The following is a 23,124-nucleotide window of genomic DNA, read 5'->3' as shown; positions in this document are numbered from 1 at the left end:
GCTCACGGTTGGTGCCAACGACCACCGGAACAGTGGTTTCGGGGGCTAAAATAAGGAACCTTGCGCACCTAAATCGTTTGCGGTGCTTCCGGGAGCCGAAAAAGTTTCTTCCGAGGCCGTTTCTGCGCTGGAATCGGGGTTTTGGGTGGCCAGGATGTCATCCGCTTCGACGGTCTCGAAATCCGACGGAATCATAGCTAGCAAGTCGGTTTCGCTGATAATGGGTACTTTCAGTTCGGTGGCCTTTTCGCGCTTAGCGGGCCCCATTTTGTCGCCAGCTACTAGGTAGCTGAGCTTCTTGCTGATGGAGCCCGTAATCTTGCCGCCGTTTTGGGTGATGAGCTGCTGCAGATCCTCGCGGCTGTGCTGTTCGAATACGCCCGACAGCACGAAGGTGAGGCCCGCCAGTCGGTCACTCACGGCCTGGGGCGCTTCGCCCGTCAGGGCCAGCTGCACGCCGGCGGCCCGCAGCCGCTCCACCAGGGCGCGGTTGGCTTCGTCCTGCACCCAGGCGGCCAGGCTGATGGCAATGACGTTGCCGACTTCGGGCACGGCGGCCAGCTCGGCGGCCGTGGCCTGCATAATGGCGTCGATGCTGCGGTAGTGGGCGGCCAGCTTTTCGGCCACGGTTTCGCCCACGTAGCGGATGCCTAGCCCGAAGAGCACCCGGTCGAAGGGCACCTGCTTGCTAGCTTCCACGCCCTTGAGCAGGTTCTGAATCGACTTTTCGCCCAGCCGCTCCAGGCCGGTAAGCTTCTCGGCCGACAGATCGTAGATATCGGCCGGGGTGCGGACCAGGCCCAACTCGAAGAAGCGGGCTACGGTTTCGGCGCCCAGCCCGTCGATGTTCAGGGCTTTGCGGCTCACGTAGTGCTCCAGCTTGGCCTTGAGTTGGGGGGCGCAGCCCGTGTCGTTGGGACAGCGGAAGTGGGCCTCGCCCTCGGGCCGGATCAGCGGGGTGCCACAGGCCGGGCACTCGGTGGGGTACTGAATCGGCTGGCTGCCCTCGGGCCGGGCCGAGAGGTCGACGCCGGTGATTTTGGGAATGATTTCGCCGCCTTTCTCCACGAATACCATGTCGCCGAGGCGCAAATCGAGGGCCGCAATCTGGTTGGCATTGTGCACCGAGGCCCGCTTGACGATGGTGCCGGCCAGGGGCACCGGCGTGAGCATGGCCACCGGCGTTACGGCCCCGGTGCGGCCCACCTGGTACTGAATTTCGTTGAGCCGGGTGCGGCCCGCCTCGGCCGGGTACTTGTAGGCAATGGCCCAGCGCGGACTTTTCGAGGTGAAGCCCAGCACTTCCTGCTGCTGGAAGTCGTCCACTTTAATCACGATGCCGTCGGTAGCTACGGGCAGCTCAAAGCGCTTTTTCTCCCAATAATGGATGAATTCCAGCACTTCCTCTAGCGAGGTGCAGCGCCGCCAGGTGTCGGATACGGGCAGGCCCCAGGCTTTGAGGGCCTCCAGGGCGGCGCTGTGGGTCGGGAATACGTTGCGCTCGGGGCTCAGGAAGCTGTAGGCAAAAAAACGCAGCCGGCGCGAGGCCACCACGGCCGAGTCCTGGAGCTTGAGCGTGCCGCTGGCCGCGTTGCGGGGGTTGGCCAGCAGGGCCTCGCCGTTTTGCTCGCGCTCCTTGTTCAGGTCGTCGAAGACGGGCAGGGGCAGGAAAATCTCGCCCCGCACCTCAAACTCGGCGGGTTGCGGGGGGCCGGCCGCGCGCAGGTGCAGTGGCAGGTTCTTGATGGTGCGCACGTTGCTGGTTACCACGTCGCCGCGGGTACCGTCGCCGCGCGTGACGCCCTGAGTGAGCTGGCCGTTTTCGTAGGTGAGGCTCATGGCCACGCCGTCGAACTTCATTTCGCAGACGTAGGCAAACCCGGCACCTTCCAACCCTTTGCGCACCCGCTCGTCGAAGTCGCGCAGGTCGGCCTCGGAGTAGGTGTTGCCCAAACTCAGCATCGGGTACTTATGCGGGGCCGTAGGAAACTGCTTGGTGATGGTGCCGCCCACGCGCTGGGTGGGGGAGTTGGGCAGGGCCAGCTCGGGATACTGCTTTTCCAGGGCCTGCAATTCGGCCAGCAAGTGGTCAAACTCCTGGTCACTGACCTCGGAGGTATCCTGCTGGTAGTACTGGTGGTTGAGGTAGTGGAGCCGCTCGGTGAGGGCCGCTATTTTCTGCTGGATGGAATCTTGGTCGGGCATGGGGCTGGGGCTGAAGTCGAAGGTGGAAAGGAACCGCAGGCGGGAGGTAGGCAGGCTTCAGCCGGCTAAAAATACGGGGCCTCGGCCAGTTTTAACCACTGCCGCGGGTTGGGCCGCACAAAAAAGAAAGGCCCTCCAGCGGAGGGCCTTGTTACTAAGCGCACTAAAATGAGCTACTCCTGCACTAGCACACCGTCGGCCTCGAAGTTGAGCTGCTCCTCGGGCTGGGTAATGGCGGCCACGTCCTTGGCCGACTTGCCGGCATCTTTGGCGTAGTGCTGCAAATCTTCCACCGGCACCGTTTCGCGGTGCGCCCAGCCGTTGACGACGATGGTTTTACCGCTGATGTCTTTGGGCACGAAAAAGGCGTAATCCTTGAACCGGACGCGCATGGGCTTGCCCTCGGCGGTGGTCATCGTGAGCCAGCAGCCCTTGGCCTGGCATACCTCGGCGGCCGTGCCCACCAGCTTCACCTGCGCCGAATCCTGGGTGCCGAGCACCTCGCGCAGCTCACTTATGGGCCGGGCCCCGGCGGCGGTAATGGCCGCGCCGTAGGTTTTGCCGCTGATGGCCGGCGCCGCAGATTCCGTGACGGCAGGCGTAGCGGCGGTTTCGGCAGTGGGCGACGATTGGCAGGCCGCCAGGGAAAGCAGGCCGGTGGCCAGCACAGCGTATTTTAACGTTATCATGGGGCAGGGCAAAAAAGAAGGGGCCGAAGATTCGGCCCCTAAACTACTGGTTTTCATCGTAGCCCAAAACGCGGCTAGCGGCTTTGGCTGCCCGTGCTGAACAGGGTGCGGATTTGGGCCAGCTTACCTTTCTTGTCGTACACCTCCGTTTTCACAATGCCCACGGCCGGCGCGTAATAGTCGACTACCTTGTAGGTTGAGCGCATCACCATATCCTTGCGGGCCGCCGTGGCGTCTTCGTGCTCCGACTCTATCTTGTAGCAGGCAAAGGTGCCGGCCGGCGTCGTTACTGGGGCCGGGCCGCTTACTACTTTGCGCTTGCGGGCAAAGCTGCTCACTTTGGCAATATCCACCACCGAGCTGCTCACCTGCACCTCGCTGCCGCCGCTGGGTAGCTGGGTGCCCACTTTAGGCTGGTGGGGCCAAACCAGGGCTACGGGGGCGTATGCCAGTTTCCGGTCCCGGAACGAGCGGATGCTTTCGGGCTTAAACTCGCTCATGCCGTCGGTGAAGCTACTATCGGGCCGACAGCTGAAGGTGAGGTCCTGCATGTTGAGCAAGCGGCTCTTGGTATCGTAGAGGCCACTTTTGAGCAGCACTTTGTGGGTCTCCACGGTTTTTTTCTTGTTCATCTCCGAACTCAGGCTCACCACCCGCATCCGGATTTCGCCGCTTGGCTTGCCGCCGCCGTCGGTGAGGCGGTACACCCGCTCCGCATTGTCGTGCAGCCCAAAGGGGTGGGTGCAGTCGATGGCCGGGGCCGCGCCGGTGGTGCCCGCTACGCTATCCGTGGGTTGCTGGGCTACCTGCGCCCAGGCCGCCAGGGAGGGCAGAAGTACCAGAGACAGAGGATATACAAGGCGAAAAAAGGGCAGAGCGGGCATGGCGGTGGTAAGGTGAACAGTGGGGCGGAATCTGGGCAACATACGCAGGCCGCCTTATTTGGATATACGGGACGGCCAGGGCAAACAGCCTGCCAACCCGAAGCGCAACAGTGCCGGGCTGGCGCGGCAGCCGCCGGCCCCGTAACTTGCGCGGCCCGGCCACGTTTGCCGGGGTAGTATTTCTTTTCCCACTAACCACTCCTTCCCATGGCTGATTCTTCCCAATCATCCGGCAGCTGGGCCGACACGGCCGCTTCCTTACTGTCCAAGCTTTCCGGCGGCGTCGAGCTGAACCTGGCCTTCGACCAGATGGAGCTGCAGGTGCCCAACCCCCAGGGCGGCCCCAACGCGGCTCCCGCCACCTGGCGCCTGAATGGCTCCCTGCGCATCCGCACCCGGGGCGAAAACCCGCCGGCTGCCAGCCCTTCGGCTCCCCAGCTGCCGACTTCCAACCCGCAGCCCCTTGGCTAGCGGCCTCGACATTGAGGCCCGGCTGGTAATCACCATGGATGGCGACGATATTCAGATTGCGGGCTCGGGCTCGTATCTGATTGTGAACCTGCCCAGCCAGCGGGTGCTCGACAAGCTGACCAGCGGCCCACCCAAGCCGCCGGGCGAGAAAAAAGAGGAAAAAAAGGAGAAATCCGGCGGCCCCCTGGAGCCCCTGCAGCAGCTCAACGACCTGGCCCGGCAGCTGGGTTTGGTGCTCGACTTACGGGTGGCCGGCAAAACCTACGTCACCTTCGGCACCGGCCGCACGGCCAAGATTACGCTCAACGCGGTGTTTGGAAAAATCGGGTCTTTTTTTCGGGGTAATTAAGCCCACACACTAGTGCCCGACGAATGGCATTTTACGTATCTTGCTAAATAGCCAGTAGCACCGTCGGCATGGGCGAGTACGGAACTTATGGCTCCTGGATTGGTTTCCAGAACGTACGCTGCTCCCCGCACCCCGATGATGAATTCTGATAAGGAACGTAAAGACAAAGTAGGAGCCGGCCGGCCGCCGTCGGCCTTCACCCGCATCGAGCGGGTACCGCCGCTGCTCATGCTGCTGTATCTGGCCATGGTGGGCATTTCCGTCATGTTTGTCATTCTGGTGGCGGCCTACGTCCAGACGCGCCACTTGAGCGGTACGCCCACCGGAATTCACCCGCTGCCGCGCTATTTCTCCCTGAGTACCATTGTGCTGCTCATTAGCAGCTACACGCTCAGCCAGGCCCGGCGTATCTACCGCACCGACGATATTCGGAGCTTGGCGCGCTGCCTCGGGGCTACGCTGGCGCTGGGCAGCATTTTTGCCGGCCTCCAGATTCTGGGTTGGCGGGAGCTGATGACTCAGGGTATCTTTTTCATCGGTGAAGCCAGCGGCACCTACATCTACCTGATTTCGGCCCTGCACGTGGCCCACCTGCTGGGCGGTATGCTGCTGGTGCTGGCCCTGATGCTGCGGGCTCTGCACGCCTCCCGCGACGCGGTGCGGAGTTTGGTATTTATCCGCGACCCATACCGCCACCGCCAGCTCCGGATGCTGAACATCTACTGGCATTTTATCGATGCCCTCTGGGTGGCGCTGTTTGCCGTGTTCCTCTTCCTGTATTAAGCTGAAATAAATAGCTCGATACTACGCAAAAGCCCCGGCTGCCAGCAGGCGTCGGGGCTTTTGCGTGGGTAGCTGTTGTATAATCTGGTACCCTTTGAACGTCATGTCGAGCCTGCGAGATATTTCGCGTGCTGATGTTGCCAGCGTAATCTTAATCTAATAAGCATTGCATGCAAGGTTCCTCGCTGGGCTCGACATGACGTTCTGTTTCAGAAGACATTGCTACCCTACGGCGCAATGGTAACCGTTCCTTTGAAGCTCTTGTCGGTAAACTCAATCAGCAGGAAGTACACGCCGGCCGGCAGCCCACCACCGTCCCACTTGAAGGTGCGGTTGGTCGTCTGGTACACCATGTTGCCCCAGCGGCTGAAGATTTTGATGTTGGCCAGCCGTGACTCGCAGAAATCGGGTGGCAGCGTGGGCAGCTCAAAGAAGTCGTTGAGCTTGTCGTTGTTGGGCGTGAAGATGTTGGCCGGCATGAAGGGCGGGGCTTCGGGGCGCAGCAGCTCAAAGCGCAGCATCCGGGTTTTGGCCACGGGTCGGCAGGTGGCTTCCTGCAGCCGAAACGTGACGGCCATATCGGTGCGGTCGACGCCTTCGCAGGTGGGGTTCCACTCAAAGACCCCCGTCGACTTGCCAGTGCCGTTCTGGGCCGTGAAGCGCATGCCGGCCGCCGCCATACTCAGGCCCTCCGAAGAAGCCGTCATGGTTAGCGCGTCTTGGTCGGTGTCCAGCCCTTCCAGCGTCATCGTAAACGGCTCGCCCAGATGCCTTTTCACCACCGTCACAGTGTCACTGGCCGTGAAGGTGGGTGGGGCGTTGGTGTAGTCAATCTGGATGGGAACAACCAAGGGCGGCGACACCTGCCGGTCGGCGCAGGGGCTGGCGGCGGCTCCAAACTCGAATTCGTAGAGAAACTTATCGGTAGTAGGGCACGGCACACGCCAGGTAAAGGTGCCCCGTACGTTAGCCCCGGTCGTGTTTTGCACCATGGTTGCGCCCACGCTGGCCGGCGCAAAGCCCCGGCCCGTCATTTCGAGCGTCACCGGGTCGGCGTCGGCATCCTGGCCCGTCACCTGAAACGTGACCAAGTCGCCGATACGCACGTGCAGGGGTAGGCCCGGGCCGGCCGTAGTAGCTACCACCGGCGGGTCGTTGGGGTCGGGAATGCCGGTGAAGGCCACGCGCACTGTGTCGCGCTTGGGCAGGCTGCAGCCGTTGTCGGCCACGATGACGTCGAGCAGGTATACTTTCCCCTTTGTGTTGAGGCAGTTGGGGAAACACAGCTGGGAAACGAGGGTATCAGGGAAACCAGCCGTGCGCACCGTGCCCTGGGTAATCGAAAATGCGGGTATCGGCGCCGAGAAGTTGACCGGGTGCATCGACAAGCTCAGGCGGGAGCTGGGGTCGGGGTCGGTGAAGCGTAGCGTAAGGCAGCGGGTAGTAGTAGGTCCCAGCACCAGCACGTCTTTGCCGGGTTGGTAGGCTTTCTTGGTTCCCGGCATCAGTACACTCATCGTGGGCTTGATGTTTTTGGGGCAGTCCTCCACCAGCAGCTGGAAGTCGCGCCGCACCTCACTGATTTTTTCGCCCTTGCGGTATTCTGAGCATTTCACGCCGAACACGTAGAGCCCAAGCTGGCTGGGCCGCACCTGCAGGCGGCCGGTAAAGCGGTTCACGGTGAGGGCCGGGTTGCCGGGAATCTGTTTGAGTTCGTCCAAGCCCGGCATCCATTGAATGGAGCTGTAGGGCTGGGGCTCGGCCTGGTTGGGTTTGGGCTCGGCCGTGCTGGAGTGCCCATTCAGCGGCGTCGAAAGCTCATAAACCAGGGAGTCGCCATCCACATCCTGGCCCCCAAACTCGTAGTAGAACAACTCCCCAAGGCAGGCGTAGTCGCTTAAGGGCGGAAATATCCGGGGCGTGGAGTTGATGAAAGGCTTGCCGCCGCGCATCACGGCCGGGAACTCCAGGTAGTAGGTCTGGCCGGCATTGCCGGGGTTGCGGATGTTGCGGATGCTGTTGTTGCGGCAGCACCGCTCCACGGCCGCGTAGTAGCCCGTCGGGTTGGTATACTTGTCGGCCGGCAGTTCGATGACGGTGGAATACCGGATGCGGTGGGTGCCCAAAATGGGGCGGGTGCAGGCAATATCGGAGTAGGCCACATCGGTATTCGACACCAGCGGCATGATGATGTTCTGCATCCGCCGGTCGGTGCCCTTTTCAAAAATGCCGACCGACAAGCTGTTGTCGAGCGCGCCGGGGTTGCCATACACCGCGTCGAAATACAGATTCAGGTTGATCTGGTAGCGGCTGCCCGACTGGTATTGCAAGTCCAGCTCGCCGCCCACGATGTGCGTGGCACGGACCGCAGGGCTGGCCAGCAACAGCAAAAACACCGGAAAAATTAAATAGTAAAATCGGGCCATGTGCGAGAAAAGTAGTTGCTCTCGAAAGATACAAAACCTTCGGCCGGAAGGCCAGCGTAAAAACTGAGTTTGTCCACGGCTTCGTATCTTGGCAATGCTTATCCGGGCCGCCGACTGGCTGCCCCGCCGGTATTCATTTTCCGTACCCTATGCATCGTTTTTTTTACTCCTTACTGGCCAGCCTGCTGCTGGTAGGAGCCGCCCAGGCCCAGATTCCCACCTACCAGCCCCAGCCGGCCGACCTCGACGGTACCGCCGCGCGTAGCTGTGCCCGGCTGCACCAGAACTCTGCGCTCCGGCAGCCCGCTACCACTGTGCGCCACCGCCAGAAGATGGAGCGCTACGACGTGAAGTACTACAAGCTGGACATTGCGCTGGAAAACAACTCCCGCGCCGTAGGCGGCTCAGTGCGCATGAAGGCATTGAGTGGCCCGGCCCTCGATTCGCTGGCCTTTGAGCTCTACCCGACTTTCACTATCGACTCGGTGGTGGTAAACCGCAAAAAAGCGGTGGGCACCCGCCGCGCCGCCGGCGACGTAACCGTGCGCCTGGCGGAGCCGGTGGCTGCCGGCTCGCTCTTCGATGCCTACATCTACTACCGCGGCACGGCCCCGAACGGTAACTCCGCCGCCATCGGCAATGCCCTCGACACGGATATTGACCCCGACTTCGGCGTGAGTGTGACCTGGAGCCTGAGTGAGCCTTTCAACGCCTACGAGTGGTGGCCCTGCAAGCAGGTGCTAACCGACAAAGCCGACTCGTCAGACGTGTGGGTAACAACCAGCAGCCTGAACAAAGTGGGCTCCAACGGCATTCTGGAGCGCGTTTCGGCCCAGCCTAACGGCAAAAGCCGCTACGAGTGGAAGTCGCGCTACCCGATTGACTACTACCTGATTTCGGTGGCCGTGGCCCCGTATATCGAGTATGTCAACTACGCCAACCCGGCCGGTGGTCCGCGCATCCCGATTGTGAACTACGTCTATAATACGGCCGCGCTCAACTACTACAAAACCGAAATAGACCGCACTCCGGGCTTCATCGAGAACTACTCGTCGCTGGTCGGGCTCTATCCATTTGCCAAGGAAAAATACGGCCACTCCATGGGGCCCATCGGCGGCGGCATGGAGCACCAAACCATGACCACCCAGGACGGCTTCACCTTCACGCTTACGGCCCACGAGCTGTTCCACCAGTGGTTCGGCGACAACGTTACCTGTGCTTCCTGGAAGGATATCTGGCTCAATGAAAGCTTTGCCTCCTACGGCGAATACCTTTCGCTGCAGGCTTTCTCGACGGCCGCCGGCGCCCGCACCTGGATGGATAACGCCCACGCCATTACTATGCAGGCCGCCAGCGGTAGCGTATTGGTGCCCGACACGACCAACGTGGGCCGCATTTTCAGCAGCCGCCTCAGCTATAAGAAAGGCGCCACCGTGGTGCACATGCTGCGCTACCTGCTCAACGACGACGTGAAGTTTTTCCGGGCCCTGCGCACCTACCAAACGCGCTACGCCGGCAGCACTGCCCGTACCATCGATATGCAGCGCGTGTTTGAGGCCGAAGCCGGCCGCTCGCTCGACTACTTCTTCCGCCAGTGGGTGCAGGGTGAAGGCTACCCAACGTTTACCGTGCGTTGGAACCAGGTGGGTAGCTCGCTCTACATCAAATCGACAGAAGCCGTATCGGCCGCCTCGATAACGCCGTTTTTCGATACCGAGCTCGACTACAAAATCAACTACAGCAACGGTACCAGCCAGGTGGTACGCCTGCGCCAGAGCCTGGCCGAAACCTCCTTTACCCTGCCCGTGGCCGGCACCATCACCAGCATTCAGCTCGACCCCGACCAGTGGCTGCTCAACGGCAGCGGCGTGGTGAGTCGCGACAATACGCTGGCTACCAAAGCGGCCGCCGCCATGCTGCCCCTGACGGTGTACCCCAACCCGTGCCGGGAAATGCTGCAGCTCACCAACCTAACCATGCGCACAGCCCAGGCCGAGGTAACCGACATGACGGGCCGCGTGGTGCTGCGCCAAGCAGTAGGAGTGGCCCAAAGCCAGCTCAACACCAGCCCCCTAACGCCTAGCCTTTACCACCTGCGCCTCACTACGCCCGAGGGTGTCACGTCCTTCGCCCGCTTCATGCGGGAGTAGCTTCGGTAGTGCTTATAAGCCATAAAAAAAGCCTCTTCGGATATTCGAAGAGGCTTTTTTACTTATAATACTTCCCAATCAGGCTTTGGACATCGGTTGGGGCGGGAGGCAGATTAAACACGGCGTCCATGAGCGTGTCGAACGAGGTGGGCGGCGTGAAAATCGTGTCGTGGTAGGGGTTGGCGAAAAACCGGATGAAGCCCGGCTGCCCGTTAATGCTGACCAAATCCACCGTCACGTTGCCGAAGCGCTGGTTGCAGCGGCCCGTGGCAGTGCAGTCGTTGGGCAGGGGCTTGAGGAAGTGCTTTTCGATGCACTCGGCGTACCGCTCGTGTTTGGCCAGCCGCTTATCCGACACCGACACGTTGTAGCCCTGCGTGAGCACCCGGTCCCGAATGAAGTCGAAGAGGTGACGGAAGTTGCCGGGCCCGATGCTGGGGTCGTAGAAAAACAGCGCGCCCTGGCGGCCTTCCTGCTGCAGCAGCTGTACCCGGAGCTGCCGGGCACACACCCCGGTTTTCTGGAAGTGGTATGCTTTGAAGAAGGGCCCCATCCAGTTCAGATACACCTGTTGCGCCACCCACTGCTTGTGGGCACGCTGCTGCGCCGGCGTACGAAGCAGCGGCTGCCAGCTGGTTGGGCCCGCGGCCTGACCGGCAGAGAATATCTTCTTTAAAAAGGAAAACAAGGGAGGGGAATGGGTTTGAGAAGAAACACCCGGGACAGGCAATAGGTTTTGGCGTGGCATGCAGCCCTGGCCGCTCAAAATTCGTCTTTGCCCTTCTGTAGCTGTTGCTGGCGCCTGGGCCGACTACCGAATAACAAGGCATTATTCTCCAGCCTGGGCCATTAAGTCGCAGCCAATCAGCCTATGAGCTCGGCTACTTTATTCGCAGCCAGTAGTGGGAGCGGCCAATCAGGGAAAACCCGATGTAGCCCTTCAGCTCCAGCTTGTCTTTGCTCACCAGGCTCACGTAGCAGGAGTAGGTGCGCCCGTTGTGCGGGTCATAAATCTGGCCATCTTCCCACCGTTCGGTGGCAGCGTTGTAGCGCAGGCCCTGCAGCACAGTCAGATTGTGCAGGGGCTGGCCGCGCTTTTCCGGGTCGGGGTTACGGGTATCAGCTTTGGGTCGGCCGGTATTGCTTTCCTGGGGCTGCTGCTGCCACACCAGGCGGCCGCACAGCGTTTCGCCGCACCGGAATATCTCGATATGCGACTCGCCCGTGTCGTCGGCCCACACGCCGAGGGGTGCCACAGCCTGGGCCCGGGCTCCGAAAGAGCAGGCCAATACGAGCAGCAGACCGGGCAGGAGCTTTTTCAAGGCGGGTGGTGGGGAAGGGCAACCTAAACCGGGGCCAGGCCGGTAAAGTTTCGGCAAGGAAGGTAGCACAAAAAAAGCGACGCCCCGAATGGGGCGTCGCCGGTACTATAGGGGCCGCAGTGGGGCTTATTTCACCCGCGTCCAGGTTTGCGACTTGCCGATGAGCGAGAAGCCAATGTAACCTTTCACTTCCATCGTGTTGGCGTTGAGGACTTTCATGTAGCAGGAGTAGGTTTTGCCATCCTCGGGGTTGTAGATGGTGCCATCGTCCCACTTGTTTTCGCTGTCCTTCTTGAAGTCCTTCATGAACACCAAGCCCAGCCGGGGGCGGTTGCGCAGCTTGGCATCGGGGTTCTGCGAGTCGAGCTTGGGCTTACCGGTAGCCGGGTCGTTGGGCACGGTCAGCGACACGATTTTGCCGAAGAGCTTGTCTCCCTGCTGATAGATTTCGAAGGTGGCCTTTTTCTCTTCGTTGGTCCAGATACCGAGGGGCGAGAGTTTTTGGGCCGAAGCAATGCCCGTGAAGCCAAGCAGCAAAGCCAGGCAGAGGAACAGGGTTTTTTTCATGGAAATAAAGGTGAGTGGGGTGTTGACGGGAAAAAGATAGGAGAAAACTCGCAGATACGCGGTATGCGCACCTTTTTCATTGTAGAAATCCTGAATTGCAAGTTTGAGGCCAAGGCCGTGGAAAGCAGAAAATAGTGCCTGGCTGAAAAATATTTACAAAAAAAACCGACTGATCCTCAGTTCTATGGCTCAAAAGCCCAGTAAAGCCCCGAGAAAAAGGGCTTTTTATTTTGAACCATCCCAGGGGCTTTTAACTTTACCAACCAGTAGTGAGTGCTACGACCCCATCCAAGCAGCCCTAAGGTGCTGGGTAGCGCCGATGGGGGATGTCGGATCTAAAGAAAGGAGGTACAAAATGTCTAGTAGTCCCAAACAAATCCTGCCAAGCCTGTCGAATGTAGTCCGCTTCACCGCCGGACGCGCTTAACAACAGCTTTCGCGCGGAACCTCTGTTAGCCCTTCAGGGCGGGTTCCCGCATTCTGGCAAGGTCTTACTCGAAGGATGACGGGGCTGTACCCCAGACTCGTCGCTTGGTAAGATTTGAAGGATTAGATACCCGGTTCGCCCAGCAGCTTCTCTGTGAAGTTCTGCATAGGCGCACCGGGTATCGTTTTTTATAGCCAATTCTGGCTTTGCTCTGGCCCGCTACTTCTGGGAAGTAACGGGCTTTTTCGTGGCCGGTTTTTTGGCTGCCGGCTTCTTTACTACGGGCTTTTTCGCCACCGCGCGCGTAGCGGTGCGGCGGGCAGGGCTGGTTTTAGCCTTGGTAGTTGAAGAACGCTTAGCAGCGCTTTTCACCTTCACCACTGACTTGGCCTTCGCTTTACGGGCTACCGGCCGCACTTTGGGAGCCGCTACCACGAGCTTGGTGGCCACTTTCGGAGTTTTGGGCTTGAGCGTGGCTACCGGTACTACGCGGCGGTCCGCCGGAGCAGGAGAAGCGGCGGTGGCCGTAACGGTGCCATCCAGCACCCGCCGGATGCCCATAAAGCGCCGCTCGTAGTCGGTGCCTTCCACTTGGCTGATTTTCACGCCTGACTCGCGCCGGGCCGACGAAGAATGAATGAAACGCAGTGGCTCCCCAGGCTCCGAGATAATGATGCCCGCGTGCCCAGGTGTGGTGGCAGTTTTGGCCGTGCCCGTGAAAATAACCATGTCGCCGCGGCGGGCCTGCTCACGCTCCACGGGTCGGCCAGCATTGATAAGCAGGGCCGTAGAATGAGGCACAGCAATGCCGAAGTGGCCGTAGACGTACATCAGAAAGCCGGAGCAGTCGAAGCCGCCGTTGGGGGTGGTGCCGGCATAGGTGTAGGGTGAGCCCAACTGCTCCATGGCAAACGCAATGAGGCGGTCGGCGCCCGGCGGCTCGCCGGGGCTGGCGGCGGAGGCAGCAGGCATGGTATCGGACACCGGGCGGGCCGGCAAGTCGGTGCTTACGATGGCCAGGGTGCGGCCGGGCGCCTTATGAAAGCGCGGCCAGCCGAAAAAAGCCAGAATTCCTGCTGCCAGGATAAGAAATGTAAGCCAGACGTAACGCATGTTGGGGAAATATAGGCTCCAGGAAATATCGGGGCCGCACTGCCCTAACGGTAGAGCTTAGGTGCGGGTTCCTCGGAAATTTTCCGACAGGCTATACATAAATGGCGGTGCCAAGGCTGGTTTTCGGCAGTATCTTGCAACCCCGGCCGGTTTTTAGCGTCGGAATGGTGGCACCTGGCGTGCCGGTTTGTTTCTCTTCTCACTTTCTTTCCGCATGACGCATTCCTCTTTCCGCCGGCTGCTGGCCGTAGCCGCGGTGTTGCTGCTCAGCCGGTTTGCCCCGGCTATGGCGGCCTCCACGCTGCGCTACACGCTGTCGATGCCGGCCCCGCAGACCCACTACTTTGAAGTTGACATGGCCCTGGACGGGTTCAGCAAGCAATTCACCGACGTGAAGATGCCGGTATGGGCCCCGGGCTCGTACCTGGTGAGGGAGTTTGCCAAAAACGTGGAAGGCTTCGAGGCTAAAGCCGGCAGCCAGTCGTTGCGCACCGAGAAGGTGAGCAAGAACACCTGGCGCGTGTATCACCCCGGCGCCAAGAACTTCACGGTGCACTACCGCGTGTACGCCTTCGAGCTGAGCGTGCGCACCAGCTTTATCGATGCTGCCCACGGCTATCTGAACGGCACGAGCGTGTTTATGTACCCCGCCGAGGGTCAGCAGCTGCCCAGCACCCTCACGGTGCAGCCGGCTCCAGGCTGGACGCAGGTGAGCACCAGCCTCAAATCAGCCGGTGCGCCCAACACGTTCCGCTCGGCCAACTACGACGAACTGGCCGACTCGCCCATCGAAATCGGGACGCACAAGGTGCTCACCTTCGAGGCTAACGGCACGCCGCATACCATTGCCATGTTTGGCAACCCCAAATACGACGAGGCCCGCCTGCTCTCCGACATGAAGCGTACCTGCGAGGAAGCGCACCGCGTAGTGGGCCAGAATCCGCTGGACCGCTACCTGTTCATCATTCACAACATCGACCGGGGCACCGGCGGCCTGGAGCACCTGTTTTCGACCACGCTGTCGGTTTCGCGCAATGCCTATAGCTCGGAAGCAGGCTGGAAAGGCTTCCTGGGCTTGGTGGCCCACGAGTATTTCCACCTCTGGAACGTGAAGCGCATCCGGCCCGTGGCGCTGGGCCCGTTCAACTACGATGCGGAAAACTACACGCACATGCTGTGGGTGAGTGAGGGCGGCACCGAGTATTTCAGCAACCTGATTGTGCAGCGGGCCGGCTTCGTAACGCCCGAGGGCTACCTGGCCGACCTCAGCAACGGCATCAGCCGGGTGGAGAATACGCCCGGCAACAAGCAGCAGGCCGCGGCCGAGTCGAGCTTCGACGCCTGGATCAAGTACTACCGGCCCAACGAAAACTCGCAGAACACCGGCATCAGCTACTACGACAAGGGTGAGGTTATCGGGGCCGTGCTGGACCTGATGATCATCAACGAAACCAAGGGCCAGAAAAGCCTCGACGACGTGATGCGCTACCTCTACGACCAGTACTACAAAAAGCTGGGCCGGGGCTTCACCGACGACGAGTACCAGGATGCCGTAGCCAAAGTAGCCGGCCGCCGCTTCGACGGCTTCTTCCGCCAAAACGTGTACGGCACCGAAACGCTGCCCTACAACACGGCCCTGGGCTACGCCGGCCTTACGCTGACGACCGCGCCGGTGTCGGCGGATGCTGCCCTGGGCGCCAACATGAGCACCGCGGGCGGCAAGTTTACGGTGACGAGCGTGGTGCGCAACGGCAGCGCCTGGCAGGGCGGCCTGAGCGTGGGCGACGAGGTGCTAGCCCTGAACGGGGCCCGGGTGACGGACGACGTGAACAAGCTGCTGACCGGGGCGCCGGCTGGCACGCCCATCACACTGCTGGTAAACCGCGACGGGCAGATGAAGGAAGTGAGCTTCCCACTCACGGCCAGCACCACCCAGCGCTACCGCATCGAAAAGCTGCCCAGCCCCACGGCCGCCCAGCAAACGGTGTTCAACAAGTGGCTGCGCACCAAGTAAGCGCACTGGTTTCCTGATGCAAAAAAGGCCCCGGAGAATTTCTCCGGGGCCTTTTCTATTGGCAAACAACCCAGAGCTACAGCGGCAAAACGCCCACGGCGGCTCCCACATTCACCCGGCCCCAGCCGAAGCTGCTGCTGCGGGCGTTGCGGTTGCTGCTGTTGGCCACCAGCCGGCTCATAATCTGGGCGCGGCTTTCGGTGGGGTAGCGCGCCCAGACCACGGCCGTCATGCCGGCCATGCTGGAAGTAGCCACCGACGAGCCGCCCACCGTGCTGGGCGCGTCGCCGCTCATGGCCAGCGTCAGGGGCCGCCGGTCGTTGCTGGTGCGCTGCATCACCACCGTAAATTCGACGTCGGAGCCGGTGTGGCACTCGTCGCAGCGGGTGGTCAGGTTGTCTTTCACGCCCGTTACGGCCACGGCTTCGGGCAGGGAAGCGGGGTAGATGACGCCTACAATGCCCGCGCTCCAGTCGAAGGACGTGCCGGCGGCGCAGAAGATGAGCTTGCCTTTGCCGTAAGCGTAGCGAATGGCGTCCGTCATCTGCGACGAGCTGGTCAGGCGGCCCATGCTCATCGAAATGATGCGCACATCGGCCCGGTTGCCGGCCAGGATGTAGGCATCCGACACGCCCTTTACTTCCCGGCTGCCGTCGATAAACACGTCTTCGGCAGCCCGGATGGTTATCAGGCTGGCGTTGTAGGCTACGCCCACCGAGGCGCCGTCGGTGCCGCGGGGTGCGGCGGCCGCACCGGCCATGCTGGTGCCGTGGCCGCAGCCGTCGTTGGGTGTTTCGGCGTCGCCGTAGGGAATGCCAAAGATGGAGTTGCGCGGCAGGGTCACGAGGCGCTCAATGGTTCGGCCGCTGCTTAAGCCCTGGTTGAAGGCCGCGCCCAGATTCTCCTGTGCATCAGACGAACCCGAGTCAATAATGACAATCTTAATGCCTTGGCCCGTGCTCTGGCTCCAGCTGGCCCGGATGCCGTGGTACTGGTCGGCCTGGTTCCAACTCGATTTGCTGCCGTTGCTGAGCACCGTGTAGTCGGAGCCGGCCACGAGGCCGGCGGTGGCCGTATTGCTACCGCAGCCGCTGCTGCTGAGCGCGGCGGTGCCTTTGTTGGCCGTGGTAGCGGCGGGCCGGTTGGGCTCGTAGCCAATGGGTTCGGCGTAGCGCACCAGCTTGGAGGCGCGTAGCTTCTGAATGGTGCTCAGCTCACGCACCGTCACGTCGAGCACGGGTAGCACGTTTTCCTGGTAGGCAATCAGGTCGGTCAGCGTCAGCTCGGGACGGGCTTTGCGTTCCTCGGCCAGAATCAGGCTCAGCACCTGCTGGCGGGCTGCCTGCCAGGCCGGGTCGGTGGCGGCATCCTCGGGAATATAGGAGCCGCAGCCGGCCGGCTGGTAGCCCACCGACAGCACGTAGTCGGAACGGGTAAGGGCGCTCCAGACGAAGTGGGGCGTGGCCTCGTTCCAATTGAAGACGCCGGTCTGGCTGAGCTTGCTGATGATCTGCTCATCGAGCTGCTGGGCGCTGAGGGCCTCCTTGGGGTTGTCGGCCGGTTGGGGCAGTTGTTGGTTGGCTTCCTGCTGACAGCCGGCCAATAGCAGGGCCGCGCCGAGCGCGGCGGAAAGGGTAGTGGTACGCATAGTGTTGTGGGTGTTTGGGTTGGAAAGAACAGTGTACTAGGCGAATGGAAGCAAAACATAGGTCAAATACAATATGCTGCTAGCATAACTTTTTGGCCCTCAAATCGTAGCTGGTGCCGGCTGAAAAATGAAAAAGCCCCGCTGACAACCAGCGGGGCTTTTTTAGGCGTGCCGAATCCATCGGCGGGGGCTATATATTTCTACATCACCCGTTTCAGGGCCACGTCGCGCACCGGCGTAATCACCATCGGCACCTTTTCCACCTTCACCGAGGAAGTGTCGAGCCCGAAGTATTTGTCTTCGGAGGCAATGAACTGCTTGATGTAGAAGTAGGCCTGCATCACCAGCTTTTCCACGATGGGGAAGTCGTTTTCCACCGACAGGAATTTCTCCAGCACCACGAAGCGGAAGTCGCCGGTAACGTGCTGCTTGCTCAACGACTCGTAGCGGGAGGTAATGTCCACTTCCTTGTTGCGCACCAGGTCTTCCACCACTTTGCGAAAGTAGAGGTTGATGCGCTGCTCCACGCGGAAGCCCAGCCGGAAGGTGATGCGGAAGGCATCGTCGGGAGCCAGCTCTACCACTTTGTATTCCATGGTATAGGGCTCATCGGTGGTATCGACGTGCACGAACCAGTAGATGTCGGCCCGCTTGGGGCGCTTCTGGAAGATGGAGTAGATGATCTTGGACTCAATTTCGGAAGCCCGCTCGGCCGAGGTCATAAACACGAGGTGGGTGGCGTATTTGGGCACCGAGTCGTCGTCGCTGAGCTGCTTCAGCGCGTCCATATACGGGTCGATTTTCACGAATTCCGTCAGGCGGCGCTTGATGTAGTAGGCCCGCAGCCACACGTACATCACCCCGATAAGAGCCGAGCCGATGGCCAGCGACACCCAGCCGCCGTGCGGAAACTTAATCAGGTTGGCTACCAGAAACGAGCCTTCAATCAGGCCGTAGAGGGCCGCAAACAGCACTACGACGATGATAGGCACGCGCTTGGTGCGCAGCCACACCGTAAGCAGCAGGGTGGTCATGAGCATGGTCAGGGTAATGGCCAGGCCGTAGGCCGCTTCCATATTGCTGGACTCGCGGAAGTATAGCACCACCCCGATGCAGCCCAGCAGCAGCAGGCGGTTCATGCTGGGCACGTAGAGCTGGCCCTTCACGTCGGTGGGGTAGTTGAGCTTCACTTTAGGCCACATATTGAGGCGAATGGCCTCGGCTACCAGCGTGAAAGAGCCCGTAATGAGGGCCTGGGAGGCAATGATGGCCGCAATAGTAGCAATGCCAATGCCGATGAGCAGAAACCAGTCGGGCATCAGCTCATAGAACGGGTTGCGGCCGGCTAGTTGCTGGCCCTGGTTGGCCAGAAGCCACGCGCCCTGGCCGAAGTAGTTGAGCACCAGGCAGGTCTTCACGAAAACCCAGCTGATGCGGATGTTGCCTTTGCCGCAGTGCCCCAGGTCTGAATAGAGCGCCTCGGCCCCGGTGGTGCACAGAAATACCGCGCCCAGCAGCCAGAAGCCGCCCGGGTAATGCACCAACAACTCGTAGGCGTAATAGGGGTTAATGGCCTTTAGTACCTCTGGGTTTTGTACAATCCAGCTCGCGCCCAGCACGCCCAGCATCCCGAACCACAAAAACATAATCGGGCCGAAAGCCTTGCCGACTATCTGAGTGCCAAAGCTTTGCAGGAAAAACATGCCCGCAATAATGGCAATAACAATGTAGACAATGACGTCCTGAGTCAGGTGCGGATACACCTGCTTTAGCCCCTCAATGGCCGAAGAAACCGAAATGGGCGGCGTAATGACGCCATCGGCCAGCAGTGCGGCCCCGCCAATAATGGCCGGTACCGTAAGCCAAGCGGCCCGCCGGCGCACCAGGGCATAGAGCGAGAATATGCCACCTTCCCCGTTGTTGTCCGCATTGAGCGTGAGCAGCACGTACTTGATGGTGGTTTGCAGCGTCAGGGTCCAGAGTACGCAGGAAATACCGCCCAGCACCAAGCGTGGGTCGATGAGCTCGGGCACAATGGCCTTCATCACGTAGAGCGGCGAGGTTCCGATGTCGCCGTAAATAATACCGAGGGCAATCAGTAAGCCACCCGTAGAAATGGCGGTGTGCCGATGTTTGGCGTCCATGAGAAGGGGAAAAGGAGAAGCTTGCCTCAAAAAATAAAAGCGGGCAAAGGTAGGGCAAACCGGCTAAACCAAAGATGAAGGCAAGTTCGGCGCAAAACGCCTGGTGCTACTACTTAGCTGGTCGGTAAAGGTTCTTCGGAGCTGGCAGCCTGGGCAGCCGCATCGGCCTCGGCCTGCAACAGCGCGGCTGCTTCGGCCGCGGCCTGGTCGTGCCGCTGCCGGATGCGCCGGTTGGCTTCGGCGGCCAGCTTTAGCCAAGGCTCGGCAGCGCCCGGAAAAGAAAAATATAGGGCTTCGCGCCCGAGCCGATGCAGGCGCAGGCGGTTAGCCCCTCGGTTGCCATAGGCCAGAATAAGCGCCCCGGCGGCCATGCCGGCCATAGCGGGCATGGTCCGCAGCCAGTTTTGCAAAAAAGCCAGCGTGAAGCCGGCCAGCACCAGACCACCCAGCATAAACCACAGCAGCCAGCGCACGGGCTGCACTTCCACGCCTTCCAGCTCCAGTAGCGAAAATGGCTGCCCGTTTACCGTCAGCCGGTCGGCTGTCAGTTCCAGGCGGCCATTCTCGCTGCGCAGCGTGGGTAGGGGCGCGGGTGGCAAGGCGGGCGTTGGCTTCGGAGCCGGTTCGGGCTCTGATGCAGGCGAGGGTAGTGGTTCAGCCGATGGAGGTTCGGTAGCGGGCATGGGCGCCGGTGAAACAGGTTTTTTAGCTTCGGCCGTGCTGGTGCGCACCCAGCTCGGGGGCTGGGTGGCACTAGCGGTAGCCGAAGGGCTGCTTCAGTTGTTGACTTTGAGCAGCTCCACGTCGAAAATCAACGCCGAGTCGGGGCCAATGTCGCGGCCCGCACCACGCTTGCCGTAGGCCATGTCGGAGGGAATGTACAGGCGCCACTTCGAGCCTTCGGGCATCAACTGCAGGGCTTCTGTCCAGCCGGCAATAACCTGATTGACGCCGAACGTGGCGGGCTGGCCGCGCTGGTAGCTGCTGTCGAATACGGTGCCGTTGAGCAGCGTGCCGTGGTAGTGGGTGGTTACCTGCGAGGTGGGACCGGGCTTTTTGCCGCTGCCTTCGGTCAGCACTTCGTACTGCAGGCCGCTGGGCAGGGTGGTTACGCCGGCTTTGTTCTTGTTTTCGGCCAGGAAATCTTCGCCGGCCTGCTTGTTATTGCTCATATCAGGGGAGTTTTGGGTGTCGTCGTCTTCTTCGGGGCCGCCCATCTGGGCCTGCAGCTGCTCCATGGCCGCGCGCATCTGCTCTTGGCTAAGGCGCACGGGCGCGCCAGCCAGGCCTTCCTTAAGGCTGGCAGCCAGTACGTCGATGTCCAGATCGAGGCCCTGCTGGGCGAAATTGCGGGCCAAATCGCGCCCAATGATGTAGCTGATTTGCTCCTGGAGGCTGTTGAGGTTCATAAACCAGTGCGTTTTACGGATTTCCGGGCTGGCGCAGCGTGGTGGGCACAGCCCCGGAATACTTGGTGGGTGAAAGAATACCAGCCGCCCCGCGCGGGCCGCTGCAGTGTGAAGTACCGAAAACCGGCTCGAATGGATGTGGTTTTTTTATTTATTCCACCTTAACACCTTGATTCTGACAGCCGGATTATTTCCGGCCCGAAAACAGCGAAGCCCCGCCAGGGCGGGGCTTCGTCGGGAATTTGGCTGGCGTAGAGGCGCCTAGCAGTAGTAGCACTGGTCTTCGCCCCGCAGGTCGAAATGCAGGTTCAGGTCTTTGAGCTGGGCAGTGAGGTAGCCCAGGGAGCCGAGGCCGCCCAGCAACAGCAGCGACGAGAAGGCAGTGGTCTTTTTCATGGCAAAAATGGTATGTAAAAGCAATTCAGCTTGTTGGGTACAAAGATAATACGGAAAGGTTAAGAAAGTGTTATGCAAGCATAACTAATTTGTAGCTTCTGTCGCTCCGAGCAGTTGGACCAGGCAGGCAAAACCCCGCTGGCAAATCAGAAGGTGGGAAAATCAGCCGGGAACCGCCGGGCAGCAACGGCGCCGGGTTTTCAACTGCCCAGCGGCGGTTCGGCCACCTGCTGGCTTTCCAGATCGAGCAGCCACTGCTTGCGCCACAGGCCGCCGCCATAGCCCGTGAGGTGGCCATCGGTGCCGACAACACGGTGGCAGGGAATCAGAATGGCGACCCGGTTGCGGCCGTTGGCGGCGGCTACGGCCCGCACGGCACCGGGCTGCTGCAGGGCCGCGGCCTGCCGGGCGTAGGAGCGGGTAGTACCGTAGGGAATGGTGTGCAGCTGCTGCCATACCGCCTGCTGAAACGCGGTGCCGGGCGTAACCAGCGGGACCGAGAATGTGCGGCGGTGGCCGGCAAAATACTCGGCCAGCTGGCTCCGCAGCAGCTCGAAGTGCGGATTGGGGCTTTGTAGCACCGTGGCATTGAGTTTTCGGGCCAACTCTTTCAGCTCGGTTTCCAGCCCCCGCCGGTCGGTAAACTCCAGCAGGCAAATACCCGCGTCGGTGGCGCAGGCCAGCATCGTGCCCAGGGGCGTTTCCAGCCGGGTGAGCTGCATAGCGTGCTGTTGCCGGCTGCGGGAAGGGGCCACGCCGAATACCGCCTTGAAGGAATCCTGGAAGCCGCTCAATGACTCGTAGCCGCTCTCGAAAGCCGCGTCCGTCACCGAAACGCCGGTTTGCAGCTTTTGAAACGCCTGGTTGATGCGGTTCAGACGCTGGTAGGCCTGAAAGGTAATGCCGTGCTGGCGCAGAAACCAGCGCCGCACCGTAGCGGGCTCCAGGCCTTGGCGGCGCAGGTCCTGGTCGGAAAACCGGGTACCGGGCTGCCGGGTCAGCGCCTGCAGCAGCTCGTGAATGTAGCCCGGCGTGGTATCCCGGGCTTCCAGCGGCGTGCACACCTTGCAAGGCCGATAGCCACGCAGCAGGGCCTCTTTAGCGGTAGCCAGGAATTCCACGTTTTCGGGCTTGGGCTTGCGGGCAGTGCAGGTGGGGCGGCAAAAGATGCCCGTGGTTTTTACAGCCGCAATAAAGCGCCCCTCATAAGCGGCGTCCTTGGCCAGCAGTGCCTGGTAGCACTCGGCGGCGGAAAGCGGCGGGGCTGGGAGTGTCGGTTTCAGCAGCATCATTAGGCAAATAGGGCGGTGAGACTTTGCTGCTGCCGCAGTTGCTGGCTTAGGTGCAGCTGGCGGGCGGCTACGGCTTCAAACAGAAAATTACCCATGCTGATACGCCTTACCCCGGCGGCGGCCAGAGCGGCTACCTCCGGCAGGCCGGGTAGCGCCATTACATTGACCGGCAACGATGTAGCCTCGCAGACTGCCTTGACGTCGGCCAGCTTCAGCAAGCCGGGCACGAAGAGCCCATCGGCGCCGGCCGCTTCGTAGTGGTGCAGCCGTTGCTGAGTGGCGGCCAGCTGGCCGGTTATGAGCAGCAGGAAGGTGTCGGTGCGCACGTTGAGGAAGATATCCAGCTGCTGCTGCCGGCAACGAGCCCGCACGGTGCGCAGAATGTCAGCAAAGGTATCGGCTGGCTGCAGTTGGCGGCCCGCGGCCGATACTACGGAGTCTTCCAGGTTGATGCCGGCTACGCCCAGCCGGGCCAGCTCCAGCACGTGGGCGGCAATCTGCTCGGGGCTGCGGCTGTAGCCCCCTTCCAGGTCAACGGTAACGGGGAGAGTGGTGCTGGCGCAGATGCGGCTTACCACGTAGCGCATTTCGGCGAAGGGCATCTGCTCACCGTCTTCGTAACCCAGCATACTGGCAATGGCCGCGCTGGAAGTGCCCAGCGCCGCAAAGCCGGCCGCCTGGCACGCGGCGGCACTGCGGGCATCCCACACGTTGGGCAGCAACAAAGGCTGGGGTTGGTAGTGGAGCTGGCGGAAGACCTGTGCGGCAGTTATAGTGAGCATGTTCTTTTTTGAGCAAAGGAACATGCTGTCGACAGCTCGCCGCAACCGAAAAA

At 61.1% G+C, this 23,124-nt stretch carries 20 protein-coding genes; 5 read left to right on the top strand and 15 right to left on the bottom strand.

Features of this window, described 5'->3' with window-relative positions; all coding sequences use genetic code 11:
- Positions 1–45: 45 nt before the first annotated feature.
- The 3 genes from ligA to LGH74_RS19050 form a co-directional block, all read right to left on the bottom strand.
- Positions 46–2,205 (bottom strand): NAD-dependent DNA ligase LigA, encoded by a 2,160-nt coding sequence (gene ligA / locus LGH74_RS19060; RefSeq protein WP_226178083.1) that lies wholly within the window; start codon positions 2,203–2,205, stop codon positions 46–48.
- A 173-nt stretch (positions 2,206–2,378) separates the two neighbouring features.
- Positions 2,379–2,894: a DUF4920 domain-containing protein gene (locus tag LGH74_RS19055; protein WP_226178080.1), complete on the bottom strand. Its 516-nt coding sequence runs from the start codon at positions 2,892–2,894 to the stop codon at positions 2,379–2,381.
- 74 nt (positions 2,895–2,968) lie between these two features.
- Positions 2,969–3,778 carry a TapB family protein gene (locus LGH74_RS19050; RefSeq protein ID WP_226178078.1) on the bottom strand — a complete coding sequence of 270 codons (810 nt, stop codon included), beginning with the start codon at positions 3,776–3,778 and terminating at the stop codon, positions 2,969–2,971.
- A gap of 207 nt (positions 3,779–3,985) precedes the next feature.
- On the opposite strand from LGH74_RS19050, the gene LGH74_RS19045 reads away from it, so the two are divergent.
- The 3 genes from LGH74_RS19045 to LGH74_RS19035 all read left to right on the top strand — a co-directional run bounded on the left by LGH74_RS19045 (position 3,986) and on the right by LGH74_RS19035 (position 5,381).
- The gene (locus tag LGH74_RS19045) at positions 3,986–4,249 is read left to right on the top strand and encodes a hypothetical protein (RefSeq protein WP_226178076.1); all 264 of its coding nucleotides are present in this window, start codon (positions 3,986–3,988) and stop codon (positions 4,247–4,249) included.
- Positions 4,242–4,598, top strand: coding sequence for a hypothetical protein (locus LGH74_RS19040; RefSeq protein WP_226178074.1), 357 nt, complete (start codon positions 4,242–4,244; stop codon positions 4,596–4,598). Before LGH74_RS19045 ends, LGH74_RS19040 begins: the two co-directional genes overlap by 8 nt.
- 135 nt (positions 4,599–4,733) lie before the next feature.
- Positions 4,734–5,381, top strand: coding sequence for a cytochrome c oxidase subunit 3 (locus LGH74_RS19035; RefSeq protein WP_226178072.1), 648 nt, complete (start codon positions 4,734–4,736; stop codon positions 5,379–5,381).
- A gap of 227 nt (positions 5,382–5,608) precedes the next feature.
- Here LGH74_RS19035 and LGH74_RS19030 read toward each other — a convergent pair whose 3' ends face one another.
- Positions 5,609–7,807, bottom strand: a complete 2,199-nt coding sequence (locus LGH74_RS19030; protein WP_226178070.1) for a T9SS type B sorting domain-containing protein — start codon at positions 7,805–7,807, stop codon at positions 5,609–5,611.
- Positions 7,808–7,956: 149 nt separating this feature from the next.
- Between LGH74_RS19030 and LGH74_RS19025 the strand changes: the two genes are divergently transcribed.
- Positions 7,957–9,957 carry a M1 family metallopeptidase gene (locus LGH74_RS19025; RefSeq protein WP_226178068.1) on the top strand — a complete coding sequence of 667 codons (2,001 nt, stop codon included), beginning with the start codon at positions 7,957–7,959 and terminating at the stop codon, positions 9,955–9,957.
- A gap of 58 nt (positions 9,958–10,015) precedes the next feature.
- Here the strand turns inward: LGH74_RS19025 and LGH74_RS19020 are convergent, their stop codons facing one another.
- The 4 genes from LGH74_RS19020 to LGH74_RS19005 form a co-directional block, all read right to left on the bottom strand.
- On the bottom strand, positions 10,016–10,645 hold the full coding sequence (locus tag LGH74_RS19020; RefSeq protein WP_226178067.1) for a hypothetical protein: 630 nt from the start codon (positions 10,643–10,645) through the stop codon (positions 10,016–10,018).
- A gap of 193 nt (positions 10,646–10,838) precedes the next feature.
- Positions 10,839–11,279, bottom strand: a complete 441-nt coding sequence (locus tag LGH74_RS19015; RefSeq protein ID WP_226178066.1) for a DUF2147 domain-containing protein — start codon at positions 11,277–11,279, stop codon at positions 10,839–10,841.
- Between the two features lie 126 nt (positions 11,280–11,405).
- Positions 11,406–11,846: a DUF2147 domain-containing protein gene (locus tag LGH74_RS19010; protein ID WP_226178065.1), complete on the bottom strand. Its 441-nt coding sequence runs from the start codon at positions 11,844–11,846 to the stop codon at positions 11,406–11,408.
- A gap of 646 nt (positions 11,847–12,492) precedes the next feature.
- Positions 12,493–13,386 (bottom strand): C40 family peptidase, encoded by an 894-nt coding sequence (locus LGH74_RS19005; RefSeq protein WP_226178064.1) that lies wholly within the window; start codon positions 13,384–13,386, stop codon positions 12,493–12,495.
- A gap of 214 nt (positions 13,387–13,600) precedes the next feature.
- On the opposite strand from LGH74_RS19005, the gene LGH74_RS19000 reads away from it, so the two are divergent.
- Positions 13,601–15,400 carry a M61 family metallopeptidase gene (locus LGH74_RS19000; protein WP_226178062.1) on the top strand — a complete coding sequence of 600 codons (1,800 nt, stop codon included), beginning with the start codon at positions 13,601–13,603 and terminating at the stop codon, positions 15,398–15,400.
- 76 nt (positions 15,401–15,476) lie between these two features.
- Here LGH74_RS19000 and LGH74_RS18995 read toward each other — a convergent pair whose 3' ends face one another.
- From LGH74_RS18995 to LGH74_RS18970, 7 genes are all read right to left on the bottom strand, one after another.
- Positions 15,477–17,048 carry a S8 family peptidase gene (locus tag LGH74_RS18995; RefSeq protein ID WP_226178060.1) on the bottom strand — a complete coding sequence of 524 codons (1,572 nt, stop codon included), beginning with the start codon at positions 17,046–17,048 and terminating at the stop codon, positions 15,477–15,479.
- A gap of 200 nt (positions 17,049–17,248) precedes the next feature.
- Entirely contained in the window at positions 17,249–19,192 is a 1,944-nt protein-coding gene (locus tag LGH74_RS18990) for a KUP/HAK/KT family potassium transporter (RefSeq protein WP_226178058.1), read from the bottom strand.
- Between the two features lie 113 nt (positions 19,193–19,305).
- Positions 19,306–19,875: a hypothetical protein gene (locus LGH74_RS18985; RefSeq protein ID WP_226178056.1), complete on the bottom strand. Its 570-nt coding sequence runs from the start codon at positions 19,873–19,875 to the stop codon at positions 19,306–19,308.
- Between the two features lie 93 nt (positions 19,876–19,968).
- Complete coding sequence (gene bamJ / locus LGH74_RS18980; RefSeq protein ID WP_226178055.1) at positions 19,969–20,601, bottom strand: BamJ family beta-barrel-assembly machinery protein; 633 nt, start codon at positions 20,599–20,601, stop codon at positions 19,969–19,971.
- Between the two features lie 261 nt (positions 20,602–20,862).
- Positions 20,863–20,997 (bottom strand): hypothetical protein, encoded by a 135-nt coding sequence (locus LGH74_RS24935; RefSeq protein WP_262904702.1) that lies wholly within the window; start codon positions 20,995–20,997, stop codon positions 20,863–20,865.
- A 200-nt stretch (positions 20,998–21,197) separates the two neighbouring features.
- Positions 21,198–22,289, bottom strand: coding sequence for a bifunctional transcriptional activator/DNA repair enzyme AdaA (locus LGH74_RS18975; protein ID WP_226178054.1), 1,092 nt, complete (start codon positions 22,287–22,289; stop codon positions 21,198–21,200).
- Positions 22,289–23,071, bottom strand: a complete 783-nt coding sequence (locus tag LGH74_RS18970; RefSeq protein WP_226178052.1) for an isocitrate lyase/PEP mutase family protein — start codon at positions 23,069–23,071, stop codon at positions 22,289–22,291. Before LGH74_RS18970 ends, LGH74_RS18975 begins: the two co-directional genes overlap by 1 nt.
- Positions 23,072–23,124 lie beyond the last annotated feature (53 nt).

Source organism: Hymenobacter lucidus, assembly GCF_020447265.1.
Lineage (GTDB): Bacteria > Bacteroidota > Bacteroidia > Cytophagales > Hymenobacteraceae > Hymenobacter > Hymenobacter lucidus.
Note: the sequence above shows the minus strand (reverse complement) of the source record. Positions and strands in the feature narration are given on the sequence as shown.

Excerpts from the sequence above, each read along its gene's own strand:
- LGH74_RS19035 (WP_226178072.1), top strand. The coding sequence starts at position 4,734 with ATGATGAATTCTGATAAGGAACGTAAAGACAAAGTAGGAGCCGGCCGG.
- LGH74_RS18995 (WP_226178060.1), bottom strand. The coding sequence starts at position 17,048 with ATGCGTACCACTACCCTTTCCGCCGCGCTCGGCGCGGCCCTGCTATTG.
- LGH74_RS19055 (WP_226178080.1), bottom strand. The coding sequence starts at position 2,894 with ATGATAACGTTAAAATACGCTGTGCTGGCCACCGGCCTGCTTTCCCTG.
- LGH74_RS19045 (WP_226178076.1), top strand. The coding sequence starts at position 3,986 with ATGGCTGATTCTTCCCAATCATCCGGCAGCTGGGCCGACACGGCCGCT.
- LGH74_RS19050 (WP_226178078.1), bottom strand. The coding sequence starts at position 3,778 with ATGCCCGCTCTGCCCTTTTTTCGCCTTGTATATCCTCTGTCTCTGGTA.
- LGH74_RS18990 (WP_226178058.1), bottom strand. The coding sequence starts at position 19,192 with ATGGACGCCAAACATCGGCACACCGCCATTTCTACGGGTGGCTTACTG.
- LGH74_RS19025 (WP_226178068.1), top strand. The coding sequence starts at position 7,957 with ATGCATCGTTTTTTTTACTCCTTACTGGCCAGCCTGCTGCTGGTAGGA.
- LGH74_RS18985 (WP_226178056.1), bottom strand. The coding sequence starts at position 19,875 with ATGCCCGCTACCGAACCTCCATCGGCTGAACCACTACCCTCGCCTGCA.
- ligA (WP_226178083.1), bottom strand. The coding sequence starts at position 2,205 with ATGCCCGACCAAGATTCCATCCAGCAGAAAATAGCGGCCCTCACCGAG.
- LGH74_RS24935 (WP_262904702.1), bottom strand. The coding sequence starts at position 20,997 with ATGAAAAAGACCACTGCCTTCTCGTCGCTGCTGTTGCTGGGCGGCCTC.
- bamJ (WP_226178055.1), bottom strand. The coding sequence starts at position 20,601 with ATGAACCTCAACAGCCTCCAGGAGCAAATCAGCTACATCATTGGGCGC.
- LGH74_RS19030 (WP_226178070.1), bottom strand. The coding sequence starts at position 7,807 with ATGGCCCGATTTTACTATTTAATTTTTCCGGTGTTTTTGCTGTTGCTG.
- LGH74_RS18975 (WP_226178054.1), bottom strand. The coding sequence starts at position 22,289 with ATGATGCTGCTGAAACCGACACTCCCAGCCCCGCCGCTTTCCGCCGCC.
- LGH74_RS19010 (WP_226178065.1), bottom strand. The coding sequence starts at position 11,846 with ATGAAAAAAACCCTGTTCCTCTGCCTGGCTTTGCTGCTTGGCTTCACG.
- LGH74_RS19005 (WP_226178064.1), bottom strand. The coding sequence starts at position 13,386 with ATGCGTTACGTCTGGCTTACATTTCTTATCCTGGCAGCAGGAATTCTG.
- LGH74_RS18970 (WP_226178052.1), bottom strand. The coding sequence starts at position 23,071 with ATGCTCACTATAACTGCCGCACAGGTCTTCCGCCAGCTCCACTACCAA.
- LGH74_RS19000 (WP_226178062.1), top strand. The coding sequence starts at position 13,601 with ATGACGCATTCCTCTTTCCGCCGGCTGCTGGCCGTAGCCGCGGTGTTG.